Origin of the sequence: Xylanimonas protaetiae (genome assembly GCF_004135385.1) — a bacterium.
GTDB classification, from domain to species: domain Bacteria; phylum Actinomycetota; class Actinomycetes; order Actinomycetales; family Cellulomonadaceae; genus Xylanimonas; species Xylanimonas protaetiae.
On the sequence record NZ_CP035493.1, the window covers coordinates 942,910 to 967,262 of the forward strand.

At 75.2% G+C, this 24,353-nt stretch carries 22 protein-coding genes; 8 read left to right on the plus strand and 14 right to left on the minus strand.

What is annotated here, in order from left to right; translation table 11 throughout:
• Window positions 1-342: 342 nt before the first annotated feature.
• On the minus strand, window positions 343-1,302 hold the full coding sequence (locus ET471_RS04265; RefSeq protein ID WP_129186752.1) for a hypothetical protein: 960 nt from the start codon (window positions 1,300-1,302) through the stop codon (window positions 343-345).
• Window positions 1,303-1,366: 64 nt separating this feature from the next.
• A complete protein-coding gene (locus tag ET471_RS04270; RefSeq protein ID WP_129186753.1) occupies window positions 1,367-1,924 on the minus strand; it encodes a DinB family protein in 558 nt (185 codons plus the stop codon).
• 67 nt (window positions 1,925-1,991) lie between these two features.
• Between ET471_RS04270 and ET471_RS04275 the strand changes: the two genes are divergently transcribed.
• The gene (locus ET471_RS04275) at window positions 1,992-2,591 is read left to right on the plus strand and encodes a TetR/AcrR family transcriptional regulator (RefSeq protein ID WP_129186754.1); all 600 of its coding nucleotides are present in this window, start codon (window positions 1,992-1,994) and stop codon (window positions 2,589-2,591) included.
• A gap of 80 nt (window positions 2,592-2,671) precedes the next feature.
• On the opposite strand, the gene ET471_RS04280 is transcribed toward ET471_RS04275, so the two are convergent.
• Complete coding sequence (locus ET471_RS04280) at window positions 2,672-3,502, minus strand: helix-turn-helix transcriptional regulator (protein ID WP_129186755.1); 831 nt, start codon at window positions 3,500-3,502, stop codon at window positions 2,672-2,674.
• 376 nt (window positions 3,503-3,878) lie between these two features.
• On the opposite strand from ET471_RS04280, the gene ET471_RS04285 reads away from it, so the two are divergent.
• A complete protein-coding gene (locus ET471_RS04285) occupies window positions 3,879-6,500 on the plus strand; it encodes a helix-turn-helix transcriptional regulator (RefSeq protein ID WP_129186756.1) in 2,622 nt (873 codons plus the stop codon).
• A gap of 178 nt (window positions 6,501-6,678) precedes the next feature.
• Here ET471_RS04285 and ET471_RS04290 read toward each other — a convergent pair whose 3' ends face one another.
• The 3 genes from ET471_RS04290 to ET471_RS04300 form a co-directional block, all read right to left on the minus strand.
• Complete coding sequence (locus ET471_RS04290; RefSeq protein ID WP_129186757.1) at window positions 6,679-7,743, minus strand: helix-turn-helix domain-containing protein; 1,065 nt, start codon at window positions 7,741-7,743, stop codon at window positions 6,679-6,681.
• A gap of 203 nt (window positions 7,744-7,946) precedes the next feature.
• A complete protein-coding gene (locus ET471_RS04295) occupies window positions 7,947-8,327 on the minus strand; it encodes a hypothetical protein (protein ID WP_129186758.1) in 381 nt (126 codons plus the stop codon).
• A gap of 147 nt (window positions 8,328-8,474) precedes the next feature.
• Window positions 8,475-9,329: a sugar phosphate isomerase/epimerase family protein gene (locus ET471_RS04300; RefSeq protein ID WP_129186759.1), complete on the minus strand. Its 855-nt coding sequence runs from the start codon at window positions 9,327-9,329 to the stop codon at window positions 8,475-8,477.
• A 67-nt stretch (window positions 9,330-9,396) separates the two neighbouring features.
• Here ET471_RS04300 and ET471_RS04305 point away from each other — a divergent pair, with 67 nt between their 5' ends.
• Window positions 9,397-9,666 (plus strand): HPr family phosphocarrier protein, encoded by a 270-nt coding sequence (locus ET471_RS04305; protein ID WP_129186760.1) that lies wholly within the window; start codon window positions 9,397-9,399, stop codon window positions 9,664-9,666.
• Window positions 9,667-9,731: 65 nt separating this feature from the next.
• Here ET471_RS04305 and ptsP read toward each other — a convergent pair whose 3' ends face one another.
• Window positions 9,732-11,441 (minus strand): phosphoenolpyruvate--protein phosphotransferase, encoded by a 1,710-nt coding sequence (ptsP, locus tag ET471_RS04310; RefSeq protein WP_129186761.1) that lies wholly within the window; start codon window positions 11,439-11,441, stop codon window positions 9,732-9,734.
• 186 nt (window positions 11,442-11,627) lie between these two features.
• Here ptsP and ET471_RS04315 point away from each other — a divergent pair, with 186 nt between their 5' ends.
• From ET471_RS04315 to ET471_RS18940, 5 genes are all read left to right on the plus strand, one after another.
• A complete protein-coding gene (locus ET471_RS04315; protein WP_129186762.1) occupies window positions 11,628-12,110 on the plus strand; it encodes a PTS sugar transporter subunit IIA in 483 nt (160 codons plus the stop codon).
• Between the two features lie 68 nt (window positions 12,111-12,178).
• Window positions 12,179-12,829 (plus strand): HAD family hydrolase, encoded by a 651-nt coding sequence (locus ET471_RS04320; protein ID WP_207207325.1) that lies wholly within the window; start codon window positions 12,179-12,181, stop codon window positions 12,827-12,829.
• Window positions 12,830-13,233: 404 nt separating this feature from the next.
• On the plus strand, window positions 13,234-14,115 hold the full coding sequence (locus ET471_RS04325; protein ID WP_129186763.1) for a pyruvate, water dikinase regulatory protein: 882 nt from the start codon (window positions 13,234-13,236) through the stop codon (window positions 14,113-14,115).
• Window positions 14,112-15,284, plus strand: a complete 1,173-nt coding sequence (locus ET471_RS18935; RefSeq protein ID WP_342586073.1) for a PEP/pyruvate-binding domain-containing protein — start codon at window positions 14,112-14,114, stop codon at window positions 15,282-15,284. Before ET471_RS04325 ends, ET471_RS18935 begins: the two co-directional genes overlap by 4 nt.
• Complete coding sequence (locus tag ET471_RS18940; RefSeq protein ID WP_342586074.1) at window positions 15,281-16,768, plus strand: putative PEP-binding protein; 1,488 nt, start codon at window positions 15,281-15,283, stop codon at window positions 16,766-16,768. The genes ET471_RS18935 and ET471_RS18940 overlap by 4 nt, the downstream gene beginning before the upstream one ends.
• A gap of 169 nt (window positions 16,769-16,937) precedes the next feature.
• Here ET471_RS18940 and ET471_RS04335 read toward each other — a convergent pair whose 3' ends face one another.
• From ET471_RS04335 to ET471_RS04365, 7 genes are all read right to left on the minus strand, one after another.
• Window positions 16,938-19,013 (minus strand): NHL domain-containing thioredoxin family protein, encoded by a 2,076-nt coding sequence (locus ET471_RS04335; protein WP_129186764.1) that lies wholly within the window; start codon window positions 19,011-19,013, stop codon window positions 16,938-16,940.
• Window positions 19,014-19,054: 41 nt separating this feature from the next.
• Window positions 19,055-21,247 (minus strand): acyltransferase family protein, encoded by a 2,193-nt coding sequence (locus ET471_RS04340; RefSeq protein WP_129186765.1) that lies wholly within the window; start codon window positions 21,245-21,247, stop codon window positions 19,055-19,057.
• Window positions 21,248-21,335: 88 nt separating this feature from the next.
• Window positions 21,336-21,557 (minus strand): hypothetical protein, encoded by a 222-nt coding sequence (locus ET471_RS04345; RefSeq protein WP_165350399.1) that lies wholly within the window; start codon window positions 21,555-21,557, stop codon window positions 21,336-21,338.
• 68 nt (window positions 21,558-21,625) lie between these two features.
• A complete protein-coding gene (locus ET471_RS04350; protein ID WP_129186767.1) occupies window positions 21,626-22,027 on the minus strand; it encodes a PIN domain-containing protein in 402 nt (133 codons plus the stop codon).
• Window positions 22,024-22,311, minus strand: a complete 288-nt coding sequence (locus tag ET471_RS04355) for a type II toxin-antitoxin system Phd/YefM family antitoxin (protein WP_129186768.1) — start codon at window positions 22,309-22,311, stop codon at window positions 22,024-22,026. Before ET471_RS04355 ends, ET471_RS04350 begins: the two co-directional genes overlap by 4 nt.
• Window positions 22,312-22,354: 43 nt before the next feature.
• Complete coding sequence (locus tag ET471_RS04360; RefSeq protein ID WP_129186769.1) at window positions 22,355-23,188, minus strand: aldo/keto reductase; 834 nt, start codon at window positions 23,186-23,188, stop codon at window positions 22,355-22,357.
• A 16-nt stretch (window positions 23,189-23,204) separates the two neighbouring features.
• Complete coding sequence (locus tag ET471_RS04365) at window positions 23,205-24,254, minus strand: S1 family peptidase (RefSeq protein ID WP_242496419.1); 1,050 nt, start codon at window positions 24,252-24,254, stop codon at window positions 23,205-23,207.
• Window positions 24,255-24,353 lie beyond the last annotated feature (99 nt).

The following is a 24,353-nucleotide window of genomic DNA, read 5'->3' on the forward strand; positions in this document are numbered from 1 at the left end:
GGCGGCGGTCGGGGCGCCCGCGGAGGGGACGGGCAGCGCTCGCACGGGCCCCTGCGCGGGCGCCCGACGTGGCCGACGCGGCGGGAACGTCGCCAGAAATGCGTACGAAACCGCGGAATCTCGCGGTTTCACGGTCTGCGCAGCGGCGGGCGCCGCCCCGCGGTCGGGCGACGCAGGCGTGCGACCCTGTCGCGCGCCCGCCGGGAGGGTCCCCGCGCCCGCCGGCGACGCCGAGGTGGATGCCCGGTGGACAGCCGGTGGACGACGGTTCCCGCAGGTGAGCGTCCCCTGGCCGCGCTGTCCACACAGCCCTGTGGACGCAGCCTGTGGACAACGTGCGGGTCAGACCCACGCCTGGGCGCCGCTGTGCTGCCCGTCGATCCGCGCGCCCAGCTCCTCCGCCGTCGCGACGAACCCGCCGTCGTCCACGAGCACGCCCGCGATCCGGGCCTGCAACGCCGTCGCCAGCCGCGCCACGATCGACGCCATGCGGCTGCGCGCGATGAGGTGCAGCCCCGAGGGGTGCTCCGTCTGGAGCTCGTACGGGTCCTGCGGCACCCACGACATCCGGTACGCGAACGGCCCGTACTGCCGCCACTCCATGACCCCGAGCGCGCGCGGAACCCGGTCGACGTGCTCCACCCGGACGAGCAGCTCGCCGTCGTACGACGTGCGGGCGCGCACCGTGTACGTGAGCGAGCCGTCGGCCGCCTGCCCGCGCGTGCCGAGCTCCGCCGTCGCGACCAGGCCGCGCACCTGGTGCAGCAGGTCGGCGGGGTCGAGGGCGTGCGACGAGTACAGCGCGAGGTCGACGGCGCCGCCCCGGTCGGGCACGAGCGGCGTCACGCCGTCGGCGACCAGCCCACCGCCCACCTTGCGGGCCACCGCGACGCCCCACTGCACCGCCCGCAGCTCCTCCGCCTCGGGCAGCCCGGCCGCGAACGCCCGGGAGATCCCGTCCCGGTCGTCGTACGACGCGGGCCGGCGCAGCCGCGCCTCCGGCCGCCCGTCCGCGGACGCGATCGACCACGCGGCCCACGCCGTGTCGGTTGTCAGCCCGACGCCGCCGGCCTGCTCCGCCGACACCGGCGACGGACCGGTGAGCGCGTGCCGCTCGCCCAGCCGCAGCACGCCGGGCACGGCCTCGGTCTCGGCCGCGGTGCGGAACAGCCCCCCGCGCGTGCGGGGCGCCGCCGCGGTCGGCTCGCGCAGCCAGGCGACGTCGGCGAACCAGGCGGCCGCCAGCTCGGGGAGGGCGTCGCCCCGGGCTGCGGGGACCACCAGGACGTGCGGCTCGGTCATGCCGGGAACCGTATCGTCCCGGCATGCGCGCCGGGGAGACCCGTCCCGCGGCCCGGATCGGGCGCTACGCGCGGACGTCGTGCAGGTGGTGGACGACGTCGTGCAGGAAGTACTGGCCGAGCGTGCGCACGGTGAAGAGCGAGCCGTTCGAGCGGCGGCCGGGGCGGTCGAGCTGGTCGGTCCCGACGGCGTCGAACCGGTCGGCGACGGCCGCGCCCGCGGCGACGAGCTCGGCCGCGACGACCTCGGGGTCCTGGTGCGCGTAGTCCTCCGCGACGGCCGTCGCGTCCTGGTCCCAGCTCGGGAACTGCGGGTCGTTCTCCTCGATCATCGACCGCAGGCGGCCGTCGAAGACGCGGAAGACGTCGCGCACGTGGGCGCCGTACTCGAGCGCCGACCAGACGCCCGGGGCGGGGCGCACGGCGACGTCGGCCCGGGCGAGGGCGGCCTCCCAGCGCGGCAGCGTGCCGCGCGTGACGTCACCGACCGCGAGCGGGTCGCCCGCGGCCGCGTCGTAGCCGCACTCCGGGCAGGGGCGCTCCAGCACCCAGGTCCAGTCCTTGGTGTCTGGGGTGACGGTGTCCGGAGTGACGGTGTCCGGGGTGATGCCATCGCTCTGCATCGGGCCAGCGTACGGAGCACGAGGGCCCTTGTACCTGGTACTGACGGTCTCACCCTATGATGTCAGCATGCCCAAGATCATCGGCAAGAGCCTGCACGAACACCGCCAGATGACGCGGCAGCGACTCTTCACGGCACTCTCCACGCTCATGGGCGAGCGCGGCTTCGACACCATCACCCTCGCCGACATCGCCGCGGAGGCGGGCGTCGGCCGCACGGCGGTCTACAACCACTTCCCCGACAAGGAGGCGCTGCTCCTCGGGTTCATCACCCACGAGACCGAGGAGTACGCGGTCAGGCTCCAGCGGGCGCTCGACGGCATCGACGACCCCGTCGAGCAGCTGCGCACGTACATCCGCCAGCAGGCCCAGCTCGCGCGCATGTTCCACCTGGCGCCGGGCCCGGACCTGCGCACGATCCTGTCGCGCCCCACGCTCCAGCGGCTGCGCGAGCACGCCGAGATCGTCGAGTCGATCCTGCGCCGCATCCTCACCGCCGGCATCGCCACGGGGGTGTTCCCGGACCAGGACATCGACCCCACCGTGCAGCTCGTCAACGCGTGCCTGTCCGGCCGCCTCATCCCCGAGGACCCGGTCGGGCGCGACCGCGCGGTCAACGCCGCCGAGCGGTTCGTGCTGCGCGCGGTGGGCTCGCGCGCGGCCGCCTGAGACCCTCGCCCACAGAACCCGAGCGCACGCAAGAGAGGGCGGTCTCCCGACGTCGGGAGACCGCCCTCTCTTGCGTGCGCTCAGCTCGCGAGCCGCGACCGCAGCTCCGACGGCGTCGACCCCGTGGCCGCCTGCACCGCGCGGCGCAGCGCGAGCGCCGAGCCGTAGCCGCACAGCTCCGCCAGGTCCTCCAGCGTGACGCCCGCGTAGCGCGGGTCGTGCAGCCGGGCCAGCGCGCTGCGCAGCCGCTCGTGCGAGATCCAGCCGCACACCGTGCGCTCCTCGCCCTCGAAGAGCCGGTGCAGCGTGCGCGTCGAGACGCCGAAGTGGGTGGCGATGCTCGCCGGCGTGAGGTCGTTCTCCGCGTGGTGCGCGGCGATGTACTGGACCACGCGCGAGCGCTCGACCTGCTCGAGGAGCACCGTCGTGCGCGTCTCGGGCCGCGACGTCGCCATCGCGCCCACGAGCTGCTCGACGACGCGCACGGTCTCCGCACGCACCTCCGGCACCGTGCCCGGCTGGCACACCAGCTCGCGCAGGGCCGACGCCGTCGCGCCCGGGAGCACCGCCTCGGGGCCCCACACGGTCAGCGGCGCCTCGTCGAACGTGCCGCGCATCGCCGTGCGCTCGACGGCGATGTCGACCTCGACCACGAGCGCGCCCTGCGTGCTGATCTCGAGCGGACGCCACCCGACCGCCAGCACGGCACCCCGCGGGCCGAGCGCCTCGATGGTGCCGCCCGTCTTGAGCGTCACCTCGCCGTCGAGCACGACCATGAGCCGCACCGCACGCCACGGGTGACCGAAGTTGTCGCCCGGGAGGCGCGTGGTGAGCGGCCCCGTCTGCACGAGCGAGACGAGGTAGGCGCCGAACCGCGCTGAACGCCGGCGTTCCTTCTGCCCGGTGACCATGTCGACCGCCCTAGCCGGCCACGACGACGGACAGGACGAGAGGCAGGACGGCACGCCGCGCCGACGGGCGTCGGACGTGCTTCACAACGGTCGCGGTCATGGTCTGCCTCCCCTGGGGGGCGTCGGAGGAAGCCGGCGGGCGGGACACGCACGTCGGGGGCGGGCGGCGCCCGCGCGCACGGGGGGATGTCGCGCGGGCGCCGACCCTTCGCGGCGTGACCGGCAGGGCGGCGAGGGGACGGTGCCGCCCGGGCCTGAGGATCGCTCCCCGCCGCGGTTCCTCAACCTTGGCCGGGCCCACGTGCAGGTAGACGCAGGTGGCGCGCCCTGAGCGGCCGCCTGGCACCGCCTGCCCCGCTGTAACACGATGAGGACCATGACCCTCCATGGGACCCTCCACGGCGACGTGCGCGACGACGCCGTCAAGCACCTGGCGGCGGGCACGAGCGTCGACCTCCAGGGCCTGCCCGGGTCGGGCCGCTCCGTGCTCGTGCGCGCCGTCGCGGCCGAGCTCGAGGACGCCGGCTGGCAGGTGGTCCAGGCGCACGGCGTGCTGGCCCTGAACGACCGCCCGCTCGAGGCGCTCGCCGTCGCCGGGCTCATGGCCCGCCAGGGCGGGCCGCAGGGCCCCGCGACGGCGGTCTCCGCGGCCGTGCAGGGCATCGTCGCGGCGGTGCGCGGCGGGAGCACCCTCATGGTCGTCGACGACGTCGACGACCTCGACGAGATCTCCGCGGGCGCGATCGCCGCGGCGCACGCCCAGAGCCCCTTCCCGCTGCTGACGACGTCGCGGCACACGCCCCGGGCGCGCCGCTCACCGTCGCGCATCCCCGTGACGGTGCAGCCGGGCGTCACGCTCGCCGTGGCGCCCCTCGGGTTCGTCGACACGCAGACACTCCTCGTCGAGGCCCTCGGCGGGCCCATCGACTCGCAGGCCGTCTCACGCGTCTTCGCCGCCTCCGGCGGGCTGCCCGGACTGTCCCTCCCCCTGGTCTCGGGGGCGCGGCAGCACGGCTCCATGCGCCTCGCGGACGGCGTGTGGACCGCCGGGGCGGACCTGTGGTCGGGCGAGATGATGCGGGCCATCGACCCGCTGCTCCAGCGCCTGAGCCCCGAGGGCATCGACGGGCTGCACTCGCTGGCCCTCGCAGGCACCGTCGACGTCACGACGGCGCGGCGCATGATGACGTGGGACGTGCTCGAGGAGCTCGACGGCTACCGGCTGCTGCGGTTCGTGCCGCGCGACGACGAGATGCTCGTGAGCCTCTTCCCCCTGGCGATCGTCGAGTACTTCCGCCACCTGGGCGTCGGCGCCCGGCACCTCAAGGTCGACGAGGCCGTGACCGAGGCGTTCGGCGGGTCGCCGACGGGGCGCACGCCCACCCCGCTCGCGCCGTGGCGCCTCATCGGCCCGGCCGACGCCGGCGGACGCACCCGCTCCCCGCTGGGCGCGGCGGGCGAGTCCGACGTCATCGTCAACCGCCTGCTGCTCGAGCACTGGCACCGCGAGCTGCTGCTGCGGCGCACCGAGTGGGAGCGCACGCCCACGCCGCGCACGGCCGCCGCCCTGCTGCGCACCATGCTCGTCACGGGCGCCGACGCCGCCGCCGTGCTCGCGGTGCGCGAGGCCACGCCGCGCACGGGCGACCCCCGCGAGCTCGTCGCGTTCGACGACTGGTACGCGCTGTTCCTGGGCGCCGTCGAGCACAACGTCGAGTGGGTGCACGACGTGCTGGAGCAGGCGCGCGAGGAGGCCGACGAGTGGGTGCGGCTCATCGACGGCATCGAGGCGTTCGTCGTGCTGCTCGTCGACCACGCCCCGGACCCCGACGAGCTGCCGCCCGTGGACCCGCAGGAGGACGCCCCGCAGGACACCCGGGAGATCGTCGGCATGGCCCGCGCCGAGCTGCTGCTCGCCCAGGGACGCTCCGCCGAGGCGCTCGAGGAGATCGAGGCGCTCGGCCCCGTCACCTCGACGTTCGCGCAGGCGCGGGCGTCCTCGAAGCCACAGGCGCTGCTGCTGGAGGGCCGTCTCGACGAGGCGCTCGTCCTGGCGCAGGACCTGCTCGCCGAGTCGCGGCGCGAGCACGACGTCGAGGGCATCGTGGGGTCCGCGTACGTGGCGGCGCAGGTGCTCATCATGCGCGGCCGGTCCACGGACCTGCGCAACCTGCTCGGGTCGGTGCTGTCCGCGGGCGTCATCCCGGCGCTCGAACGGTCCAAGCACGTGGCCCTGCTGTCGATCGCGGCCACGCTCGCCGCCGACGAGGGCCGCGCGACGACGGCCCGCACGCTGACCCAGCAGGCCCTCGCGCTGCGCACCGGCCCCGGGCCGTACGCGCTGGGGTCGCCCACGCAGGCGATCGCGCACCTCGACGGCGCCGACCTCCCGCCGCTCCAGGCCCGCGCCATGGCGGCCGAGCGCCTCTGGGACGAGTCGCAGGCGCTGCTGGAGAAGGGCTACCTGGTCTCCGGGTACACGTGCGGCATGCTCGCCGTCGTCGAGCAGCCGACGCCGGAGCGCGGGGCTGCGCTCGCCGAGGTGGCCGCGAGCATCCCGGCGCCCGTGCTGCGGGCGTACGACACGTTCGTCACCGCGCTGTGCGACGGCGACCCCGACCGGCTGCTCGCCGTCGCCGACCGGCACGCCGACCTGGGGCTCGTCTGGACGGCCACGATCGCCTACACCGCGGGCCTGACGGCGCTGCGCGCGTCGGGCGCCGCCGCCCGCGCGGGGCAGGTCCACGAGGAGGCCCGACGCCGCCTGGAGGCCTGGGGCGACGAGGCCGCCGCCGGGCTGCGCTCGGCGGCGGAGGGGGCCGAGCTCACGGCCCGCGAGGACGAGATCGCGCGGCTCGCGGCGTCGGGTATGACGAACCAGGACATCGCCCGCCGGCTGCTCATCTCGGTGCGCACGGTGGAGAACCACCTGCACCGCGTGTTCCGGAAGCTGGGCGTGGACAACCGGTCGGACATGTCCCGCGTGCTGTCGAGCTGACCTGGGGTTCTGCGACTGCGCGCAGAATGACCCGTCACCCTGCGCGGAGTCGCAGGGCCCAGAACGCCGAGACGCCCGTGACCAGGTCACGGGCGTCTCGGCGTGCATCAGGCGGTGTGGTGCCGCCTGAGTCTGCGACCCTGGCTCAGGCGGTGTCCATGCCGCCCGAGCCTGCGGCTCAGGCGGACCAGCCCGACAGCGCCTCCTGGCGCAGCGCCGACGGCGTGCGGCCGGTGGCGGCCTGCACGGCCCGGCGCAGGGCCAGGGCCGAGCCGAAGCCGGTCAGCACGGCGAGCTCGTCGAGCGAGGTGCCCGCGTAGCGCGGGTCGCGCAGGCGCAGCAGCACCTGGTCGACGCGCTTGGCCTGCACGAGCTGCGACACCGAGAGCTTCTCGCCCTCGAAGAGGCGCTGGAGCGAGCGCTTCGACATGCCCAGGTGGGCGGCGAGCGTCGTCGGGCCAAGCTGCGGGTCGGCGTAGTGCGTCGCGATGTAGCGCACGACGTGCATGCGCTGGCTGCGGCGGTTCCAGTCGCCGCCCGACGGGACGGCCAGCGTGGAGACCGTGCCCGAGAAGAGCGACTCGAGCGAGTCGGTCACCTGGGCGCGCACGGCCGGCGTGAGCGTCTCGATGTCCTGGCGGAGCAGGTCGAGGGCGAACGCCGCGAGCGCCGAGAGCAGCGCCGTCTCCGAGCCGCCGACGACGAACGGGGCCGTCTCGGGCAGGCCCACGAGGGCGTCGTGGTCGGACGGCACGTCGACGACGACGACGCGGGCGGGCGCCGAGGCGGTGTAGCTGACGGGGGCCCAGCCGAGCACGAGGGCGCCGTCGCGGCGGCGCAGCGTGGTGTGCTCGCCGTGCGTGGCGTCGCCGGTGCGCAGCACGACCTCGCCGTCGAGGACGACGACCATGCGCAGCGTCTTGGTGCCGTGGCCGAAGTTGTCGGCGGTGGCCTCGAAGCGCAGCGGGCCGTGCACCATGTAGGTGACGTCGAACGAGCCGAAGCGCGCGGTGCGCGACTGCAGGTGGAAGGTGTCGGGCTTCGCCGACGTCGTGATGAAGCTCTGGAAGCGGGCGAGGTCCTCCTCGCCGCGCCACTCGCGCACGGAGACGGTGGCGCTGGGCTCCGGCTCGAACGGGCTCGTGGTCGTGGTGGTACGCGCCTGGCGCACGGCGCGGTTGGCCGGCGCGGGCTGGGCCGGACGTCGGGTCGTCACGGGGGCCATCGGGGTGGTGATCGTCATGGTGTCGTCCTCCTCGGGTACAGGAATGACCCTCGGTCCTCGGACGGGCACGCGGACGTGCATTGGCGGCCATGTGAGTGTCACTCGGCGCCGAACTGAGTACGACCACGCCAGGGACGCGTGCCTTTCGCGCCGCACTGGCGCCTCCTGCACCCGTCCGGGGCGGGCGTCAGCCCTGGTCGGAGGTGCTGTAGCAGGCCCGATCAGCCCTGCATGGGGGCTCCGTGCTCGTCGACGACGCGGCGCAGGGCCCGCAGGAGCGCGGCGCGGGACGGGCAGACGACGTCGGGCAGCCCGCACGCGTAGACGATGTCGGCGAGCGTCAGGCCGAGCGGGGACGGCGTCGTGAGCCCCGGCAGGTACGCGGGGACCACCTCGACCTCGCGGACCTTCTCCCACGTCTCCTGCGTGGGCTTGTCCAGCAGGGTGAACAGCGCGACGCGCAGGGCGCCCTCGTCGACGGCGGCGTCGGTGTAGAGCTCGGCGCGGCACGCGGCGACCTCGTCGAGGACGTCGGCGATCTCGAGCAGGGTCGCGTGGTCGGCGGCGCTGACGGTGCGGCGGGTGCGGTGCGTGTGGGTCATGGTCGCCTCCGGGTGCAAGGTCCCGGGCCGTGCGTGCCCGGTGCCACCACAGTGCCCCGGAAAACACGGAGACCCCCTCTGTGGTGGCACCGAAGGCGCCCGCTCGTGGCGCCCGAAATTGCGTACGGCGGCTGAACTACCAGTGCTTTACCAGGCGTCGGCCGGAAGATGCCTGTGTGTTGGCTCGGGCGGGTGGTACTCGACCGGGTCGGGCCGCAGGTAGGCGCGCGTGAAGGCGAGCGCGATCTCGAGGTCGACGTGCCGCTCGTGCGCCGACCGGTCGCGCCGCGTGGAGATCTCGACGACGACGTCGCCGCGCCACCCGGTGCGCGCGAGGTGGGTGAGGACGGCCGCGCAGTCCATCGAGCCGCGGCCGGGGACCAGGTGCTCGTCGCGCGGCGCGCCCGTGCCGTCCGCGAGGTGGAGGTGGCGCAGCCGGTCGCCGAACGCGTGGACCAGGTCCATGCCGCCCTGCTGGGCGACGGCCGCGTGCGACAGGTCGAGCGTGACGTTGGCGTAGTCGAACTCGGTGGCGTCCCAGCCGGGCAGGTAGGCCACGTAGTGCCGGTCGCTGCGCGACCGCGCCTTCCACGGGTACATGTTCTCGACGGCGAGGACGACGCCGCTCTCGGCCGTCAGCTCGCGCACCTGGTCCTGGAACCCGCGCGCGTAGCGGTACTGCCACCGGAAGGGCGGGTGCACGACGACGGTGCCGGCGCCGAGCTCGAGCGCCATGTCGACCGTGCGGCGCAGCTTGGTGGCGGGGTCGCGGCCCCACACGCCCTGGCTCACGAGCAGGGTCGGCGCGTGCAGGGAACGGACCTGGACGCCGTGGTGCCGGGACAGCCGCTGGAGGGAGGCCGTCTCCTGGGTGGCCGGGTCGGACCACACCATGACCTCGACGCCGTCGTACCCCAGCTCCGCCGCGGACTCGAACGCGTACGCCGCGCGCCGCGGGTACACCGAGGCGGTCGACAGGGTCACCGGGATCGGCGGGGCCATGCTCGAACGATACGTGCCCGTCCCGGACGACCGCTGGGCGGGGCGCTGCCGCGCTACTCTCGCCGCCATGGAACGCGTCGTCGTCGTCGGCCTGCGCGAGGGGCTGCACGCCCGTCCCGCGGCGCTGTTCGTGCAGGAGGCCGGGCGGCAGCCCGTGCCCGTGTCGATCGCCCGGCCCGGCGGGGTCCCGGCGAACGCCGCGAGCATCCTGGCCGTGCTCACGCTCGACGTCGCGGCGGGCGACGAGGTGGTGCTCACGACGGCGGCCGACGGCCCCGAGGCGGCGACGGCGCTGGTCGCGCTGGAGCGCTACCTGGTGCAGGCCACGCCGTCCTGAGCCTGGAGCCGGGTATCGAGACCCGGCGTCCGAGGCCCAGCGCTCTGCGTCCGAGGCCCAGCGCTCTAGAGACCCAGCGCGTCCAGCTCCGGCAGGGCCGCGCGGACGGCCTGGCGGGCAGCCCACGCGTCGCGCGAGCCGAGCGCGAGCCTCGCGAGCCGGCGGCACCGTTCGAGCGTCGTCGTCGCGAGCACCGCGGCGATGTCGCCGAGCGCGGCCGGGGCCATCGACAGCGACGTCACGCCGAGGCCCACGAGGACCGGCGCGAGCGCCGGGTCGCCCGCGGCCTCCCCGCACACCCCCACGGGACGCTCGCGCGGGCCTTGCGCGCCGCGGTCGTCCTCGTGCGCGCGCTCGGCGACGTGCGCGCCCTCGCAGGCCGCCGCGACGAGCCGCAGCACGGCCGGCTGCCACGTCGTCGACAGCTCCGCGAGCGCGCCGAGCTCGCGGTCGGCGGCCATGGCGTACTGCGTGAGGTCGTTCGTGCCGAGGCTCGCGAACGTCGCCTCCTCGAGGATCCAGCGGGCCTGGAGGGCCGCCGCGGGCACCTCGATCATGACGCCCGCGTGCGCGAGCCCGTGCGCCGCGCAGCGGGCCACGAACCGGTCGGCCTCGTCCGGCGTCGCGACCATCGGGGCCATGACCCACACGTCGGCGTCGGAGCGCGCGGCGGCCGCCGCGATCGCCTCGAGCTGCCGCTCCAGCACGTCCGGGTGCAGGGCGGCGGTGCGCAGGCCGCGCACGCCCAGGGCGGGGTTGGGCTCGCCCTCGGCGGTGAGGAAGGGCAGCGGCTTGTCGGCCCCGGCGTCGAGCGTGCGGACCACCACCTTGCGGCCCGCGAACGCGTCGAGCACCGCGTGGTAGGTGCGGGTCTGCTCGTCGACGCCGGGCTCGTCGGGGCGGCCCAGGAACAGGAACTCGGTGCGGAACAGGCCCACGCCCTCCGCGCCGGCGGCCGCGGCGGCCTTGGCGGAGGCCGGGTCGGCCACGTTGGCCAGCAGCTCGACGTGCACGCCGTCGGCGGTGCGCCCCTGCCCGGCGAAGGTGCGCTGCACGCGCGGCGCCGACGCCGCGGCGACGGCCTCCGCGGCGGGGTCGCGCTCCACGGTGCCGCGGCCGCCGTCCACCAGCACGGTCTCGCCGTCGCGCAGATCGCCCGCCCCGGCGACGGCGACGACGGCGGGGATGCCGAGCGCGCGCGCGAGGATCGCGGTGTGCGACGTCGGGCCGCCGCCCTCGGTGACGAGCGCGAGCGCCTGGGCGGGGTCGAGCGTCGCGGTGTCGGCGGGCGCGAGGTCGTGCGCGACGAGCACGAACGGGTGGCCGGGCTCGGGCACGCCCGGGGGGCGCTGGCCCGTGAGCGCGGCGACGATGCGGTCGCGCACGTCGCGCACGTCGCGGGCCCGCTCGGCCATGAGGCCGCCCAGGGACTCGAGCTGGTCGACGACGCCCTGCGCCGCGTCCCAGACCGCGCGCTCCGGCGTCTCGCGGTCCTCGCGCACGAGCCGCGCGGCGGCCTCCGCCAGGGTCGGGTCCGCGGCCATGGCCGCCGTGACGGTCAGGACGTCGGCCGCCGTGCCGGACGCGCGGCCGGCCCGCTCGAGCAGGTCGGCCGTGACGGTCCGGGCCGCCTGCGACACACGGTCGGCGGCCGCCTCGAGGTCGGCGCCCTCGGGCAGCCGTGCCAGCACCGGCGCCGGCACGGGCGCGGGCATCGTGACGACGACGCCGGCGGCGCGACCTGGGCTGACAGGGACGCCGTGGAGCGAGGTCATGGGTCGATCATGGCCCACCCGGGCGGATGACCGCTCCCGGGGGCCTTCCGGCGGGCCGCCCGCGAGGCCGTCCGGCGCGGCCGTCCGGCTGCCGGACGAGCGACGACGCCCCCGCAGCGGAGCGCCGCGCGGCGGTACCGTCGAGGCGATCCCGCCACCGTGCGGGCAGCGGACCGGAGGACACCGATGAGCGAGCCCACGCCCGCCCCCGCCGCCCTGGCCGTGCTCGCCCCCGTCGCGGGCACGGTGATCGCCGTCGCCGACATCCCCGACCCGGTGTTCTCCGCCGCGCTCGTGGGCCCCGGCGCCGCGATCGCCCCCGACCCCGTCGCGGGCAGGGTCGCCGTCGCGCCCATCGCCGGCGTCGTCGTCAAGCTCCACCCGCACGCGTTCGTCGTCGCCGCCGACGACGGGCGCGCCGTCCTGGTGCACCTGGGCATCGACACCGTCGAGCTGCACGGCGACGGGTTCGAGCTGCACGTCGCCGAGGGCGACCGCGTCGCGGCGGGGCAGCCGGTCGTCGGCTGGGACCCGGCCGCGGTGCGGGCCGGCGGCCGCTCGCCCGTGGTGCCCGTGGTGGCCCTCGACGCCGAGGAGTCGGAGCTGACGGGCCTCGCGGCGGTCGGCACGACGCTGACGACGTCGGACGTGCTGTTCGCGATCGCCTGACGCTCCCATGCCGGCGCCGGGTCGCCGGCGCGGGTCGCCGCCGCGGCCGCCCGGCTAGGGTGGCGCCCATGGTGCGCGCGGTGGTGTTCGACGTCGGCGAGACGCTCGTCGACGAGACCCGGATCTGGACCCGCTGGGCCGACCGGCTCGGCGTCACGCGGCTGACGATGCTCGGGCTGATCGGCGCGTGCGCCGCGCTCGACCGGCCGGTCACGGACGCGTTCGCGATGGTCCGTCCAGGCCTGAACCTGGAAACCGAGGAGGCCGCCTGGGCTGTGGACGACCCCGACGGCCTGCGCAGCGGGTTCGACGCCGACGACCTCTACCCCGATGTCATCCCCGCGCTCACCGCGCTGCGCGCGGCCGGGCTGCGCCTCGTCGTCGCGGGGAACCAACCGCCGCGGGCGCTGGCCGCCCTGCGGGCGATGGACCTGCCGGTCGACGAGATCCGCAACTCCGCCGAGCTCGGCGTCGAGAAGCCGGCCCCCGCGTTCTTCGCGGCCGCTGCCGATCTCGCAGGCGCCCCCGTCCGCGAGATCGCCTACGTGGGCGACCGCACCGACAACGACGTGCTCCCCGCGGCCGACGCGGGCATGCTCGCGGTGCTCGTCCGGCGCGGCCCCTGGGGCTACCTGCACGCCACCCGCCCGGAGGCCGCGCGCGCCCACGTCGTCGACTCGCTCCTGGAGCTCCCCGGGCTGCTGACCGCGGGCAGCTGAGCCAGCGCACTCGGGCCCGGTGGGCCGTGAGGTTCACCCCACCGGCGGTCCATATCCTGCACACGCTCCCGCCGCGACTGGCCGACGCGGTCCTCCGGTTCTGCGACGAGCCGCTGGCCACGAGCCCGTACCGCGTGACCAAGCCGCTCGGCAACGAGCTCGCCGGGCTGCGCGCCGGGTACGTCGGGGTCGGCTTCCGCGTGCTGGTCCGCGTCGACGACGACGCACGACCGGCTACGTCATGCGCCCGGCCTACCGCGCCGACGCGTACCGGTGACGACAGCGGCGGCCTCGCTGACGAGGCTGCACTGCGCGACAGGCGAAGCGCCATCGCGCGACACCTGGCGGACGGCCCGGACCAATGGCTCCTGCCATCCCGCAGGGACCGGCCTAGCCTGGCAGGTATGGCCGCGCCGGAGCGAGTTGTCGACATCCACGTGGTCGCCGACTCGACCGGCGACACGGGGGCGCGCGTGGCGCGCGCGGTCGGCGCGCAGTACCCGGACCTCGAGGTCAACGTGGTGCGGCACCCGCGCATCCACGACGTCGACGGCGTCGACCGGGCCCTGGAGACGCTCCGCGAGGACCACGCCGACGCCGTCGTCTTCGTGACGCTCGTCGACGTCGGCCTCAACGCCCGCGTCGCCGCCACGTGCGCCGAGCTGGGCGTGCCGTGCGCCGACCTCATGGCGCCCGCGCTCGACGCCGTCATCGCCCGTACGGGGCTGCACCCCGCGCGCGTCGTCCAGCCCGTCGGGCTCGCGGCCGACTACTTCGAGCGCATCCACGCCATGGAGTTCGCCGTCGCGAACGACGACGGGAACCTCACCGACTCGCTGAGCGAGGCCGACGTGGTGCTGGTGGGCGCGAGCCGCACGGGCAAGACGCCGCTGTCGATGTACCTGGGCTACCTCGGGTACCGCACGGCCAACGTGCCTCTCGTGACCGGTGTGGCCCCGCCGGACGAGCTCTTCCAGGCTGCACCCTGGAAGATCGTGGGCCTCACGATCGACCCCGAGCGACTGCTCGCCATCCGCCGTCGGCGGGTCTCCCTCATGGGAGCCCAGGCGCAGGACGGCGGACGGCTCGGGGGCTATGCGGACCTGGCCCGCATCTTCGACGAGCTCGACGACGTCGCCCGCATCCAGCGGCGCCTCGGGTGCCCCGTCCTCGACACCACCAGCCTCGCGCTGGAGGAGGCCGCAGGCCGGGTCATCGAGCTCGTCTCCGCACGCCGTCGGGCGCACCTCGCCGCGCCCACCCCCATGGAAGGACCGGTCGGATGACGACTGACGTGACGTACGTGTACGACTTCTCGGAGGGCAACGCCGAGATGAGGCCGCTGCTGGGCGGCAAGGGGGCCGGCCTCGCCGAGATGACCCGCATCGGCGTCCCGGTGCCGGACGGGTTCACCGTCACCACGCAGGCGTGCGTCGAGGCCATGAAGGCCGGCGGCACGTGGCCCGCCGACCTGTGGGCCCAGGTCGAGGCGCGGCTCGACGCCCTGGAGGCCCGCACGGGCCGCCGGCTCGGGGCGGCCGAGCGGCCGCTGCTCGTCTCGGTCCGGTCCGGCTCGGTGTTCTCGATGCCCGGCATGATGGACACCATCCTCAACCTGGGGATCAGCGACGAGGCCGCCGCCGCGCTCGCCGCCGAGACCGGCAACGCGCGCTTCGCGTGGGACTCCTACCGCCGGTTCGTCCAGATGTACGGCGAGGTGGTCGAGGGCGTGCCCGCGCACGCGTTCGAGGACGAGCTCACCGCCCTCAAGGGCCGCCGCGGCGTCGCCAACGACACCGACCTGGGCGTCGAGGACCTCCAGGAGCTCGTCGCGACCTTCCGCCGCGTCGCGCGCACGCACGGCGCCGACCTGCCGACCGACCCGCGCGAGCAGCTCCGCCGCTCCGTGAACGCCGTCTTCGCGTCGTGGGACAACCCGCGCGCCCGCGTCTACCGCGGCCTCAACGACATCTCTGACGACCTCGGCACCGCGGTCAACATCCAGCAGATGGTGTTCGGTAACCGCGGCGATCACTCCGCCACGGGCGTCGCGTTCACGCGCAACCCGTCCACGGGCGCCAAGGAGCTCTACGGCGAGTTCCTGGTCAATGCGCAGGGCGAGGACGTCGTCGCCGGCATCCGCACGCCGCGCCCCCTCGCGGAGCTCGAGGCCGTGCTGCCCGAGGCGTACTCCGAGTTCCTCGCCACGATGACCCTCCTCGAGGACCACTACGGCGACATGCAGGACATCGAGTTCACCATCGAGGAGGGCAAGCTCTACCTGCTCCAGACCCGCAACGGGAAGCGCACGGCCGCCGCCGCGCTCAAGGTCGCCCGCGACCTCGTCGAGGCGGGCGTCATCGACCGCACGACGGCGCTGCGGCGCATCGAGCCCGCACAGCTCGACCAGCTCCTGCACCCGGGCCTCTCCGCCGCCCACGGCGAGACCCCGTGACCCGCGGGCTCAACGCGTCCCCGGGCGCCGCCGTCGGGCAGATCGTGTTCGACGCCGACACCGCCGCCGAGCGCGGCAAGGCCGGCGACGCCGTCGTCCTGGTCCGCTGGGAGACGACGCCCGACGACATCCACGGCCTCGTCGTCGCGCAGGGCGTGCTCACCGCGCACGGCGGCATGACGTCGCACGCGGCCGTCGTCGCACGCGGCATGGGCAAGCCCTGCGTTGCGGGCGCGGGCGACCTCGTCATCGACGCGGCGGCCCGCACGCTGACGATCGGCGGCCACGTGCTCACCGAGGACGACACCATCACGCTCGACGGGTCCACCGGCGACGTGTACGTCGGCGCGCTCGACCTGGTGCCGCCGCAGATCACCGACGACTTCCGCGAGGTGCTCGGCTGGGCCGACGACGTCCGCCGCCTCGGCGTGCGCGCCAACGCCGACACCGGGCCCGACGCCGTCAAGGCCCGCGAGCTGGGCGCCGAGGGCATCGGCCTGTGCCGCACCGAGCACATGTTCATGGCCGTCGACCGGCTCCCCGCGGTGCGGCGCATGATCCTCGCGACCGACGCCGCCGCCCGCCAGGCCGCGCTCGACGAGCTGCTGCCCATGCAGCAGGCCGACTTCGAGGAGATCTTCGAGGCCATGACCGGGCTGCCGGTCACCATCCGGCTCATCGACCCGCCGCTGCACGAGTTCCTGCCGGACCTCGTGGAGCAGTCGCTGCTGGTGCAGCGCCTGGAGGCGGCCGCTGCCCCGTCGTCGTCCGACGACGACGGGGCGCTGGCCGCGGCGCGCAGCCTGCTCGCGCACGTCAAGCGGCTGCACGAGCAGAACCCCATGCTCGGCACGCGCGGCGTGCGGCTCTCGCTGCTCTACCCGGAGATCTGCGTCATGCAGACGCGGGCCATCGTCCGGGCGGCGCTCGCCGTGCTGGGGCGCGGGTTCGACCCGCACGTCGAGATCATGGTGCCGCTCGTCGGGTTCGCCGAGGAGCTGCGCCGCATGCGCGAGGTCATCGTCGAGACCGCCGACAAGGAGGTCGCCGCCGCGGACCGCGCGCTCGACTACACGGTCGGCACGATGATCGAGCTGCCGCGCGCGGCGCTCACCGCCGACAAGATCGCCGAGCACGCCGACTTCTTCTCGTTCGGCACCAACGACCTCACGCAGACGGCCGTCGGCATCTCGCGCGACGACGCCGAGGGCTCGTTCCTCGCCGCGTACCTGGAGGCGGGCATCGTCCCGGCCAACCCGTTCGCGTCGATCGACGCCGAGGGCGTCGCGGAGCTGGTGCGGATCGGCGTCGACAAGGGCCGCTCGCTGAAGCCGGGCCTCAAGACGGGCGTGTGCGGCGAGCACGGCGGCGACCCGGCAAGCATCGCGATCCTGGACAAGATCGGCCTGGACTACGTGAGCTGCAGCCCGTACCGCGTCCCGCTGGCCCGCCTGGCGGCGGCCCGCACGACGCTGGACGGCTGACCCCTCCGCCGGAGGCGGCCCGACTGATCGTCGGTTCGGGGTCTGATCGTCAGTTCGAACCGACGATCAGACCCCGAACCGACGATCAGTCGGGCGGGCTCAGTCGGGCGGGCTCAGTCGGGCGGGCTCAGTCGGGCGGGCTCAGTCGGGCGGGCTCAGTCGGGCGGGGTCAGCCGCGCAGCGGGAGCGTCAGCGTTGCCTCGCCCGCGGGCGTCACCGTCAGCGGGACGCCCCAGTCCTGCTGGGCCAGGTGGCAGGCCGGGAAGTCGCCCTCGGCGTCGCAGCTTGCGGCCTTCGCCGTGACGTGGAGGACGCCCTCCATAATCGCCGGGTTGACGACGACGTCGCGGAACAGGTCCGTGCCGTCGCCCGACCCGGAGAGCAGCAGCTCGGGCGGCGTCGCACTGACCTGCAGCGACGTCGACGGCCCCCAGCGGTCGTCGAGCTTCTGGCCCGGCGCCGGCAGGAACGGGACCTCCAGCCGCAGCGTCCCAGGCGCGACGGCGGTGGCCGGCCGCTGCGTGCGGCGCGCCCCGTGGTCGAGGACCTCGCCCGCGAGGCTCGCGGGCAGCGGCACGCGCGTGAGACGGTGCGCGGCCGACTCGACGACGACGAGGGTCACCCGGCCGTCGTCGGAGACCTCCACGAGCACGTCGCTCGGCTCCGCGAGACCCGTCGCGACCGTGGTGACCCGGCCCGCCTCGACCTGCGCGGCGTCGTCCCACCAGGTCTCGACGCGGCGCAGCGCACCGTTGTACGTGTCGGCGACGACGACGGAGCCGTCGGGCAGCGCGACGACGCCGAGCGGGTGCTGGAGGCGCGCCTCGGCGAGGTCGCCGTCCCGGTGACCGAAGTCGAACAGCCCGGCACCCACCGAGGTGCGCACCGATGCGACCGCGGGCCCTCCCACCGGGCGACTGACGACGACGGACCGGAGCGCCGACGTCTCGGAGTCGGCCACCCAGAAGGTCTCCTGGTCCGCAGAGACACCCGCAGCGACGCGCGCGCCCGCCGCCCCGCGCGTCGCCGCGACCGTCGTGGTCCCCGTCCTGCGCGACGCCGCGGGGCCCTGGCCGTCGCCCCCGGCGTCCGTCGGGCGCGTCGCCGGCGCGAGCCCCGACGGCTGTGCGAACCAGGCCGTCTCTCCTGTCCCGTCCTCGAGCCCCTCGTTCATGGTCCCGGCGAAGAGCCGCACCGTGCCCGGCGCACCCGGCCGCGGGGCCGTCGGGTCGAACAGCCACAGCGTGTGCGTCCCCGCCATCGCGACGACGAACCCGCCCGCGACGTCCGACCAGGCGACGTCCCACGGCGACGAGAGCCGCACCGCCGTCGACGGCAGCTCGGTGCCGTCGTAGGGGCGCGGCCGCCCGCCGAGCACGACGTTCTCCTGACCGCCCACCATGAACTGCTCGCCCGTCCCGGCGAGCGTGGTCACCAGCCCGTCCGCGAGCCGCACGCCGCGTAGCGCGTGGTTGACGGTGTCGGCGACGACGACGTCGTAGCCGAGACGTTCCCGCAGGCCGGACGGGACGAGGCACAGGCCGTTGGGCTCGGAGAACCGAGCCTCCCCCGGCCCCCCGTCCACGAGCCCGCGCTCCTCGGAGCCGATGCGGCGCACGAGCGTCTCGCCGTCGGGCCCGAGCTCCGCCAGCGAGTGATGGCCGGCGTCGGCGACCAGCAGGGTGCCGCCCGGCAGCGCGACCGCCTTCGCCGGGAACCGCAGCGTGCCCGACGTCGGCGCGGGCGGGACGTACGGGCCGACGCCGCGGTGCAGCGTCCCCTTGGCCTCGTGCTCCGCCACGAGCGAGGCGACCAGCGCCTCCAGCGCGGAGGCGTGCCCCTCCCCCGCCATCTGCGCGACGACGTACCCCTCGGGATCGATCACGACGAGCGTCGGCCAGGCCCGCGCCGTGTACGCGCCCCAGGTGACCAGCTCGGGGTCGTCGAGCACCGGGTGCTCCACGGAGTACCGCTCGACGGCGGCCGCGAGCGCCACCGGGTCGGCCTCGTGCTCGAACTTGGGCGAGTGCACGCCGACGATCACGAGGACGTCGCGATACCTGGCCTCGAGCTCCCGCAGCTCGTCGAGCACGTGCAGGCAGTTGACGCAGCAGAAGGTCCAGAAGTCCAGGATCACCAGACGACCTCGCAGGTCTGCGAGGTCCAGCGACCGACCGCCGGTGTTCAGCCACCCCCGCCCGACCAGCTCGGACGCTCGGACACGCGGGGTACGGATCTCGCTCACCGCCCCATTCTCGACCAGGTGCCAGGGCTCCTGTGCCGCGCTCACCGGGGGTGGTCGGCCAGGGCCCTCTCCACGGCTCCGACGACCTCCGGGGCGAGGGTGCGGGCGAACGACGCCGTGAGGTGCCCGTGGTCGAAGTGCGTGACGAGGCCGCCGACGACGGCGTGGCACCGTTGGGCGTCGCAGAGCAGGTCGTTCACGTCGAGCACCGAGACCAGGCCGGAGGCGTCCGCGAGCGCCGCCGCGGCGAGCGGGTCGGGTTCGACGGCGGTGTCCCGCGGGGCAGCACACGCCTGTGCGTCGGAGCCGTGCAGGGCGAGGCAGTCGGGAACGTTGCCGCTCATCGCGGGGGTGTCGCGCAGCACGAGCACGGGCAGGCCCGCGCTCGTGAACCGGTCCAGGGTCGCACGGTAGGCGTCCTGGGCGGCCCGGTCCTGGTCCTGGCGTGCGACGCCGGCGAGGGGCTGGTCGGTGCGGTCGGACATGACGACGAGGTCGTAGCCGCCGTCGACGACCGAGGAGACCGCCCACCTGTTGACGGCCTGGCAGCCGGCCGACTCCTGCGCCCCGGGGAAGGCGAGCGGCGCGTCGACGGTGTAGCAGACCGACTGCAGGTAGGTGGTGAGCTGCCAGTCGTGCGTCACCAGGGCGTCCTGGAGGGCGGGCAGCCAGTGGCCGGCGTGGGAGTTGCCGACCAGCGCGATCCGGGCGGCGGCGGCCCCCGGCTCCGTGCCGGCGTCCACGCGCCCGCCCGCACCGGTCCCCGCCCCGTAGCGGCAGGTGTTCCGCGACGTGAAGGGCGTGTTGTTCCAGCACCCGTCCGCGTAGACGGCGGGCTTGTCGTCCGCGGCGAGGTCGGGCGTCATCAGCATCCCGGGGTCGGCGCACCCGGGCGTGAGCGCCACGCCCGCCCCGACGCAGGGGTCGGCCGCGGCGATCGCCGCCTGCGCCTCGGCGAACGCGGCCCGCTGGTCGGCGTGCGCTCCGAGCGTGAGCCCGACGCCGGCTCCGGCGCCGACGAGCGCGCACGCGGCCAGCAGCGTGAACGTCGCCCGGCGGCTGCCCACGAGCCGCCGGTGCCACCGCAGCCGCTCCTCGACGAAGTGCCGCGACAGGGCCGCGAGCACCAGGGTGGCGACGACGACCCCGACGACGTCGGCGCCCGTGAGCGGCCGGCGGAGTGCGAACGGCACGACGACGACGAGCGGCCAGTGCCACAGGTAGATCGCGTACGAGTGGTCGCCGAGCCACTGCACGGGACGCGTCGCCAGGACCCGCCCGGGGCCGAGCCGGGCGTCGTCGGCGTCCGCGGCGACGACCAGCAGCGTGCCGAGCGTGGGGAGCAGCGCGGCGGCGCCGGGGAACGCGGTGGCGTCGTCGAAGGTCACGGCTGCCGCGGCGACCATCGCGAGACCGAGCCAGGCCGTGACCGCCCGCGCGGCGGGCGACACCCGCAGGCGCACGGTCGCGGCGGCGGGGACCGCGGCGAGCAGGCCGCCCAGGGCGAGCTCCCATACCCGCGTGGTGGAGACGAAGTACGCGGGCGCCGGGTCGACGTGCGTCGACCACACCGACCAGGCCAGCGAGACGGCGACCGTCGCCGCCACCACGCCGAGGACGACGGGTGAGGCCGCGCGGCGCTGCTCGGCGGCGCTCGGCGACGCCGAGCCGAGGCGCCGCCCCCGCTTCGCCCACGCCACGGCCAGCACGGTCGCGACCCCCAGGAGCGCGGGCCACAGCGCGTAGAACTGCTCCTCGATCGACAGCGACCAGAAATGCTGCACGGCCGAGGGAAGCTGCCCCGCCGCGAGGTAGTCGGTCTCCGACGTCGCGAACCGCCAGTTGGAGACGTAGGCCGCGGCGGAGGCGACGTCCCACCCGAGCGAGGCGCGGACGCCCGCCGGCAGCCAGACCGCGGCGGCGGCCGTCGTCGCCAGGAGCACGACCGACGCGGCCGGGATGAGGCGGCGCACGCGGCGTGCCCAGAACTCCAGCAGGTCGCTCACCCCGAGCACGGGCTTGCGCAGCAGGTGGCTGGTGATGAGGAAGCCGGAGAGGACGAAGAAGACGTCGACCCCCACGTACCCGCCGGTCAGCCGTCCGGGCCACAGGTGGAACACGACCACGAGCACGACCGCGACGGCGCGGAGCCCCTGGATGTCGGTGCGCACGGCCGTGCGGCGCCCGGGCGCAGGCCGGACGATCACGGGCGCGAGGGCGGGGCCGGACGTCACCGCGCCATTCTGGCCCACGTCGACGGGGCGACGCCGCGACGGTGTCCCTGAGGGCGGCCCGCACGGCGGACCGCAGGCCGCCCGGCCGTCACAGGGCCCGCACCGCACCGACGACGCGCACCACCACGGGCACGCCGTCGACCAGCGGGGGCACGTCCTTGCGGGCGCTCACCGTCTCCACGTTCACCTGCAGCACCCAGTCGGCGGGGCCGCCACGCTGGGCGAGCCCCACGCCGGTGATGCCCTCGACCCGGGCCAGGGTGTCCCGCAGCGCGGGCTTCGCGGCACGGGCCGCGTCGATCGTCGCCATGGTCACCTCCCGTGGTTCCTCCCCATTGTCCCCCGCCCCGGCGGTCCCTGCAGGCTCGGGCTCCCGCCTCACCTGCGGACGGGCGCCAGGACCTGGACCAGGTGCGCGAAGGGACGGAAGTCGTCGAGGTTCGCCGTCATGACGGCCGCACCGTGGCGGTGCGCCTGGGCAGCGATCAGCGCGTCCTTGCCACGGACGCGCGCCCCGGTGGTCCGCCCGTCCGAGGTCCGGGCGCCTGCCGCGACGATCCCGTAGGAACGCGTGGACTCCACGTCGAACGGCAGCCAGTCGAAGCGCGCGTCGAGCTCGTTGAGGGTCTGGACGCGGTCGGCGATCGCCGCCGGCGTGCGTGCCAGGCGAACCCCGAACTCGAGCTCGGCGCGCGACAGGACGCTCGCCCCGTACGCCGCTCCGTCGTCGAACCGGTACAGGTCGAGGTCGATCAGCACGGTGGTGTCGAGCAGGATCATGGACGCTCCCACGGGTCGACGACGTCGCCGTCCTCGTCACGGGCCGCGTCGATCAGCGCCCTCAGGTCCTCGGCGTCGGCGCGGCTGGCACGACTCCGTGGCCTGACCTCCATCAGCACCGATCCCTGGACCCAGGGCGCCGGACCGCCGGGCGCATCCGGGACCAGGCGCACACCGGTCGGGTGCCCATGGGCGGTGATCTCCACCTCGTCTCCCGTCTCGAGGACGCGCTTGATCACCGCAGCCGGGTTCTGCTTGAGCTCGCGGGTGCTTGCCGTGTGCATGCGGCCAGCGTAGCCACGGTGTAGACCTACGTCTACACCGTGCTCAGCGCCCCGTGCGGTTCTCCGTGTCCGGGTGCGAGCCGGTGCGCTCGTCGCGGTGGAGGGCGTCGATCGCGACCATGTCGTCGTCGTCGAGGGCGAAGCCGAAGATGTCGGCGTTCTGGGCGATGCGCGACGGCGTCGCCGACTTGGGGAAGACGACGTCGCCACGCTGCACGTGCCAGCGCAGCACCACCTGGGCGGGCGTGACCCCGTGCCGGGACGCGACGACGGCGACGACCGGGTCCGCGAGCACCGTCCCGCGGCCGAGCGGCGACCACGCCTCGGTGACGATGCCGTGCGCGGCGTCGAACGCGCGCACCTCGTCCTGGCGCAGGTACGGGTGCACCTCCACCTGGTTGACGGCCGGGACGACCGTCCCCGTCTCGAGCACGCGCGCCAGGTGCGAGGGCTGGAAGTTGGAGACGCCGATCGCGCGCGCCCGGCCCGAGGCGTAGATCTCCTCGAGCGCGCCCCACGCCTGCGTGTACAGGCCGACCGCGGGCAGCGGCCAGTGGATGAGGAACAGGTCCACGAAGTCCAGCCCGAGCTCCGTCAGCGAGCGGTCGAACGCGGCGAGGGCGTCGTCGTGCGCGTGGAACGCGTTGTTGAGCTTCGTGGTGACGAACACCTCGTCGCGCGGCAGGCCCGAGGCCGCGACGGCGAGCCCTACCTCGCGCTCGTTGCGGTACATCTGCGCCGTGTCGACGTGCCGGTAGCCGGCGTCGAACGCGCGCAGCACCAGGTCGCGCGTCTCGGCGGGCGGCAGCTTGTACGTGCCGTAGCCGAGCTGCGGGATCTGGACGCCGTTGTTGAGGGTCACGCGGGGGATCGTCACGCCCCCATCCTGACGCTCAGAGGAGCGTCACCGCGAGCGACGACAGCACCGTGTCGATCGGGTTGACGTAGGTGAGCCCCGTGCCGTCCGGGCCGCCCGTCTCCGAGCCGGCGAACAGCAGGCCCACCGCCACGCCGTCCTCGCGGTACACGAGCGAGCCCGAGTCCCCGCCGCGGGAGAACGGGCCGTCGCCCGTCGACTCGACCTCGATCTGCCCGTCGAAGCCCAGCACGCCGAGGTCGTCGCCGTAGCCCACGAGCACGTCGTCCAGCTCGATCGCGCTCACCCGGCCCTGGGTCAGCGCCGTCGTGCGGCCCAGCTTTGCCACCGACTCCCCGCCCAGCACCTGCGCCGTCGTCGTCACGCGGCCCACCGGGTAGGCCGGGTCCACCTCGATCTCGTCGTCGAGCAGCGCCAGCGCGCAGTCGACCAGGTGGTGCTCACCCGCCGCCATCGGCGCCCAGCGCGCCAGCGTGCCGATCCGGTCGCGCGGCGCACGGCCACCGTCCGCCGGCCCCGGCTGCACGACGACGTCGCCGGCCGCGGCGTCCGGGGACCCGACGAGCACGTGCCAGTTGGACAGCACGAACCGCTCCGTGCCGGCGTCGTCGGCCCCGGTGACGAACGCGCCCAGCGTCCCCGCCGTCACCGCGACGTGCGCGACCGACACCCCGGGGCGCAGCGGGCGCTCGCGGCGGACGAGGGCCTGCGCGCCGGCCACCGGCGGGCGCTGCCGCACCGTGGCGAGCGAGCGGATGCGGCCCGTGCGGCGCACGTCGGCGTGGGCCCCGGCCTCGGCGGCGACGCGCTTGACCACGGCCCGGGCGGCGGGCAGCCCCAGCCGGTACCGGACGGCGAGCGCGTACCCGCCGTCGTCGGACGGGGCGAGGCCCAGCGACAGCGTGGGCGACCGGACCGCGTCCGACGGCGTCAGGCCGCCGTCGGACGGACCCTCCCCGGCGACGGCCGACGCCGTGACGGCGCCGTAGCGCTCCGCGAGCTCGCGCGCGAACGCGCCCAGCTCGGCCTTGATCTGGCGTACCTCGGTCAGCTCCTGGCCACTCATGCGCCCGATCCTGGCGCAGCCCGCGGCACGCGGCGTCATGGGCGCGCCGGGGCGCAGGATGCGCCACGCCCGGTCGCGGAAACCGCGGACCTGCGTACC

Bases quoted from the DNA above. Each gene is read 5' to 3' on its own strand.
- ET471_RS04265 (WP_129186752.1), bottom strand. From the start codon at position 1,302: ATGACCGAGCCGCACGTCCTGGTGGTCCCCGCAGCCCGGGGCGACGCC.
- ET471_RS04270 (WP_129186753.1), bottom strand. From the start codon at position 1,924: ATGCAGAGCGATGGCATCACCCCGGACACCGTCACTCCGGACACCGTC.
- ET471_RS04275 (WP_129186754.1), top strand. From the start codon at position 1,992: ATGCCCAAGATCATCGGCAAGAGCCTGCACGAACACCGCCAGATGACG.
- ET471_RS04280 (WP_129186755.1), bottom strand. From the start codon at position 3,502: ATGGTCACCGGGCAGAAGGAACGCCGGCGTTCAGCGCGGTTCGGCGCC.
- ET471_RS04285 (WP_129186756.1), top strand. From the start codon at position 3,879: ATGACCCTCCATGGGACCCTCCACGGCGACGTGCGCGACGACGCCGTC.
- ET471_RS04290 (WP_129186757.1), bottom strand. From the start codon at position 7,743: ATGACGATCACCACCCCGATGGCCCCCGTGACGACCCGACGTCCGGCC.
- ET471_RS04295 (WP_129186758.1), bottom strand. From the start codon at position 8,327: ATGACCCACACGCACCGCACCCGCCGCACCGTCAGCGCCGCCGACCAC.
- ET471_RS04300 (WP_129186759.1), bottom strand. From the start codon at position 9,329: ATGGCCCCGCCGATCCCGGTGACCCTGTCGACCGCCTCGGTGTACCCG.
- ET471_RS04305 (WP_129186760.1), top strand. From the start codon at position 9,397: ATGGAACGCGTCGTCGTCGTCGGCCTGCGCGAGGGGCTGCACGCCCGT.
- ptsP (WP_129186761.1), bottom strand. From the start codon at position 11,441: ATGACCTCGCTCCACGGCGTCCCTGTCAGCCCAGGTCGCGCCGCCGGC.
- ET471_RS04315 (WP_129186762.1), top strand. From the start codon at position 11,628: ATGAGCGAGCCCACGCCCGCCCCCGCCGCCCTGGCCGTGCTCGCCCCC.
- ET471_RS04320 (WP_207207325.1), top strand. From the start codon at position 12,179: ATGGTGCGCGCGGTGGTGTTCGACGTCGGCGAGACGCTCGTCGACGAG.
- ET471_RS04325 (WP_129186763.1), top strand. From the start codon at position 13,234: ATGGCCGCGCCGGAGCGAGTTGTCGACATCCACGTGGTCGCCGACTCG.
- ET471_RS18935 (WP_342586073.1), top strand. From the start codon at position 14,112: ATGACGACTGACGTGACGTACGTGTACGACTTCTCGGAGGGCAACGCC.
- ET471_RS04345 (WP_165350399.1), bottom strand. From the start codon at position 21,557: ATGGCGACGATCGACGCGGCCCGTGCCGCGAAGCCCGCGCTGCGGGAC.
- ET471_RS04350 (WP_129186767.1), bottom strand. From the start codon at position 22,027: ATGATCCTGCTCGACACCACCGTGCTGATCGACCTCGACCTGTACCGG.
- ET471_RS04355 (WP_129186768.1), bottom strand. From the start codon at position 22,311: ATGCACACGGCAAGCACCCGCGAGCTCAAGCAGAACCCGGCTGCGGTG.
- ET471_RS04365 (WP_242496419.1), bottom strand. From the start codon at position 24,254: ATGAGTGGCCAGGAGCTGACCGAGGTACGCCAGATCAAGGCCGAGCTG.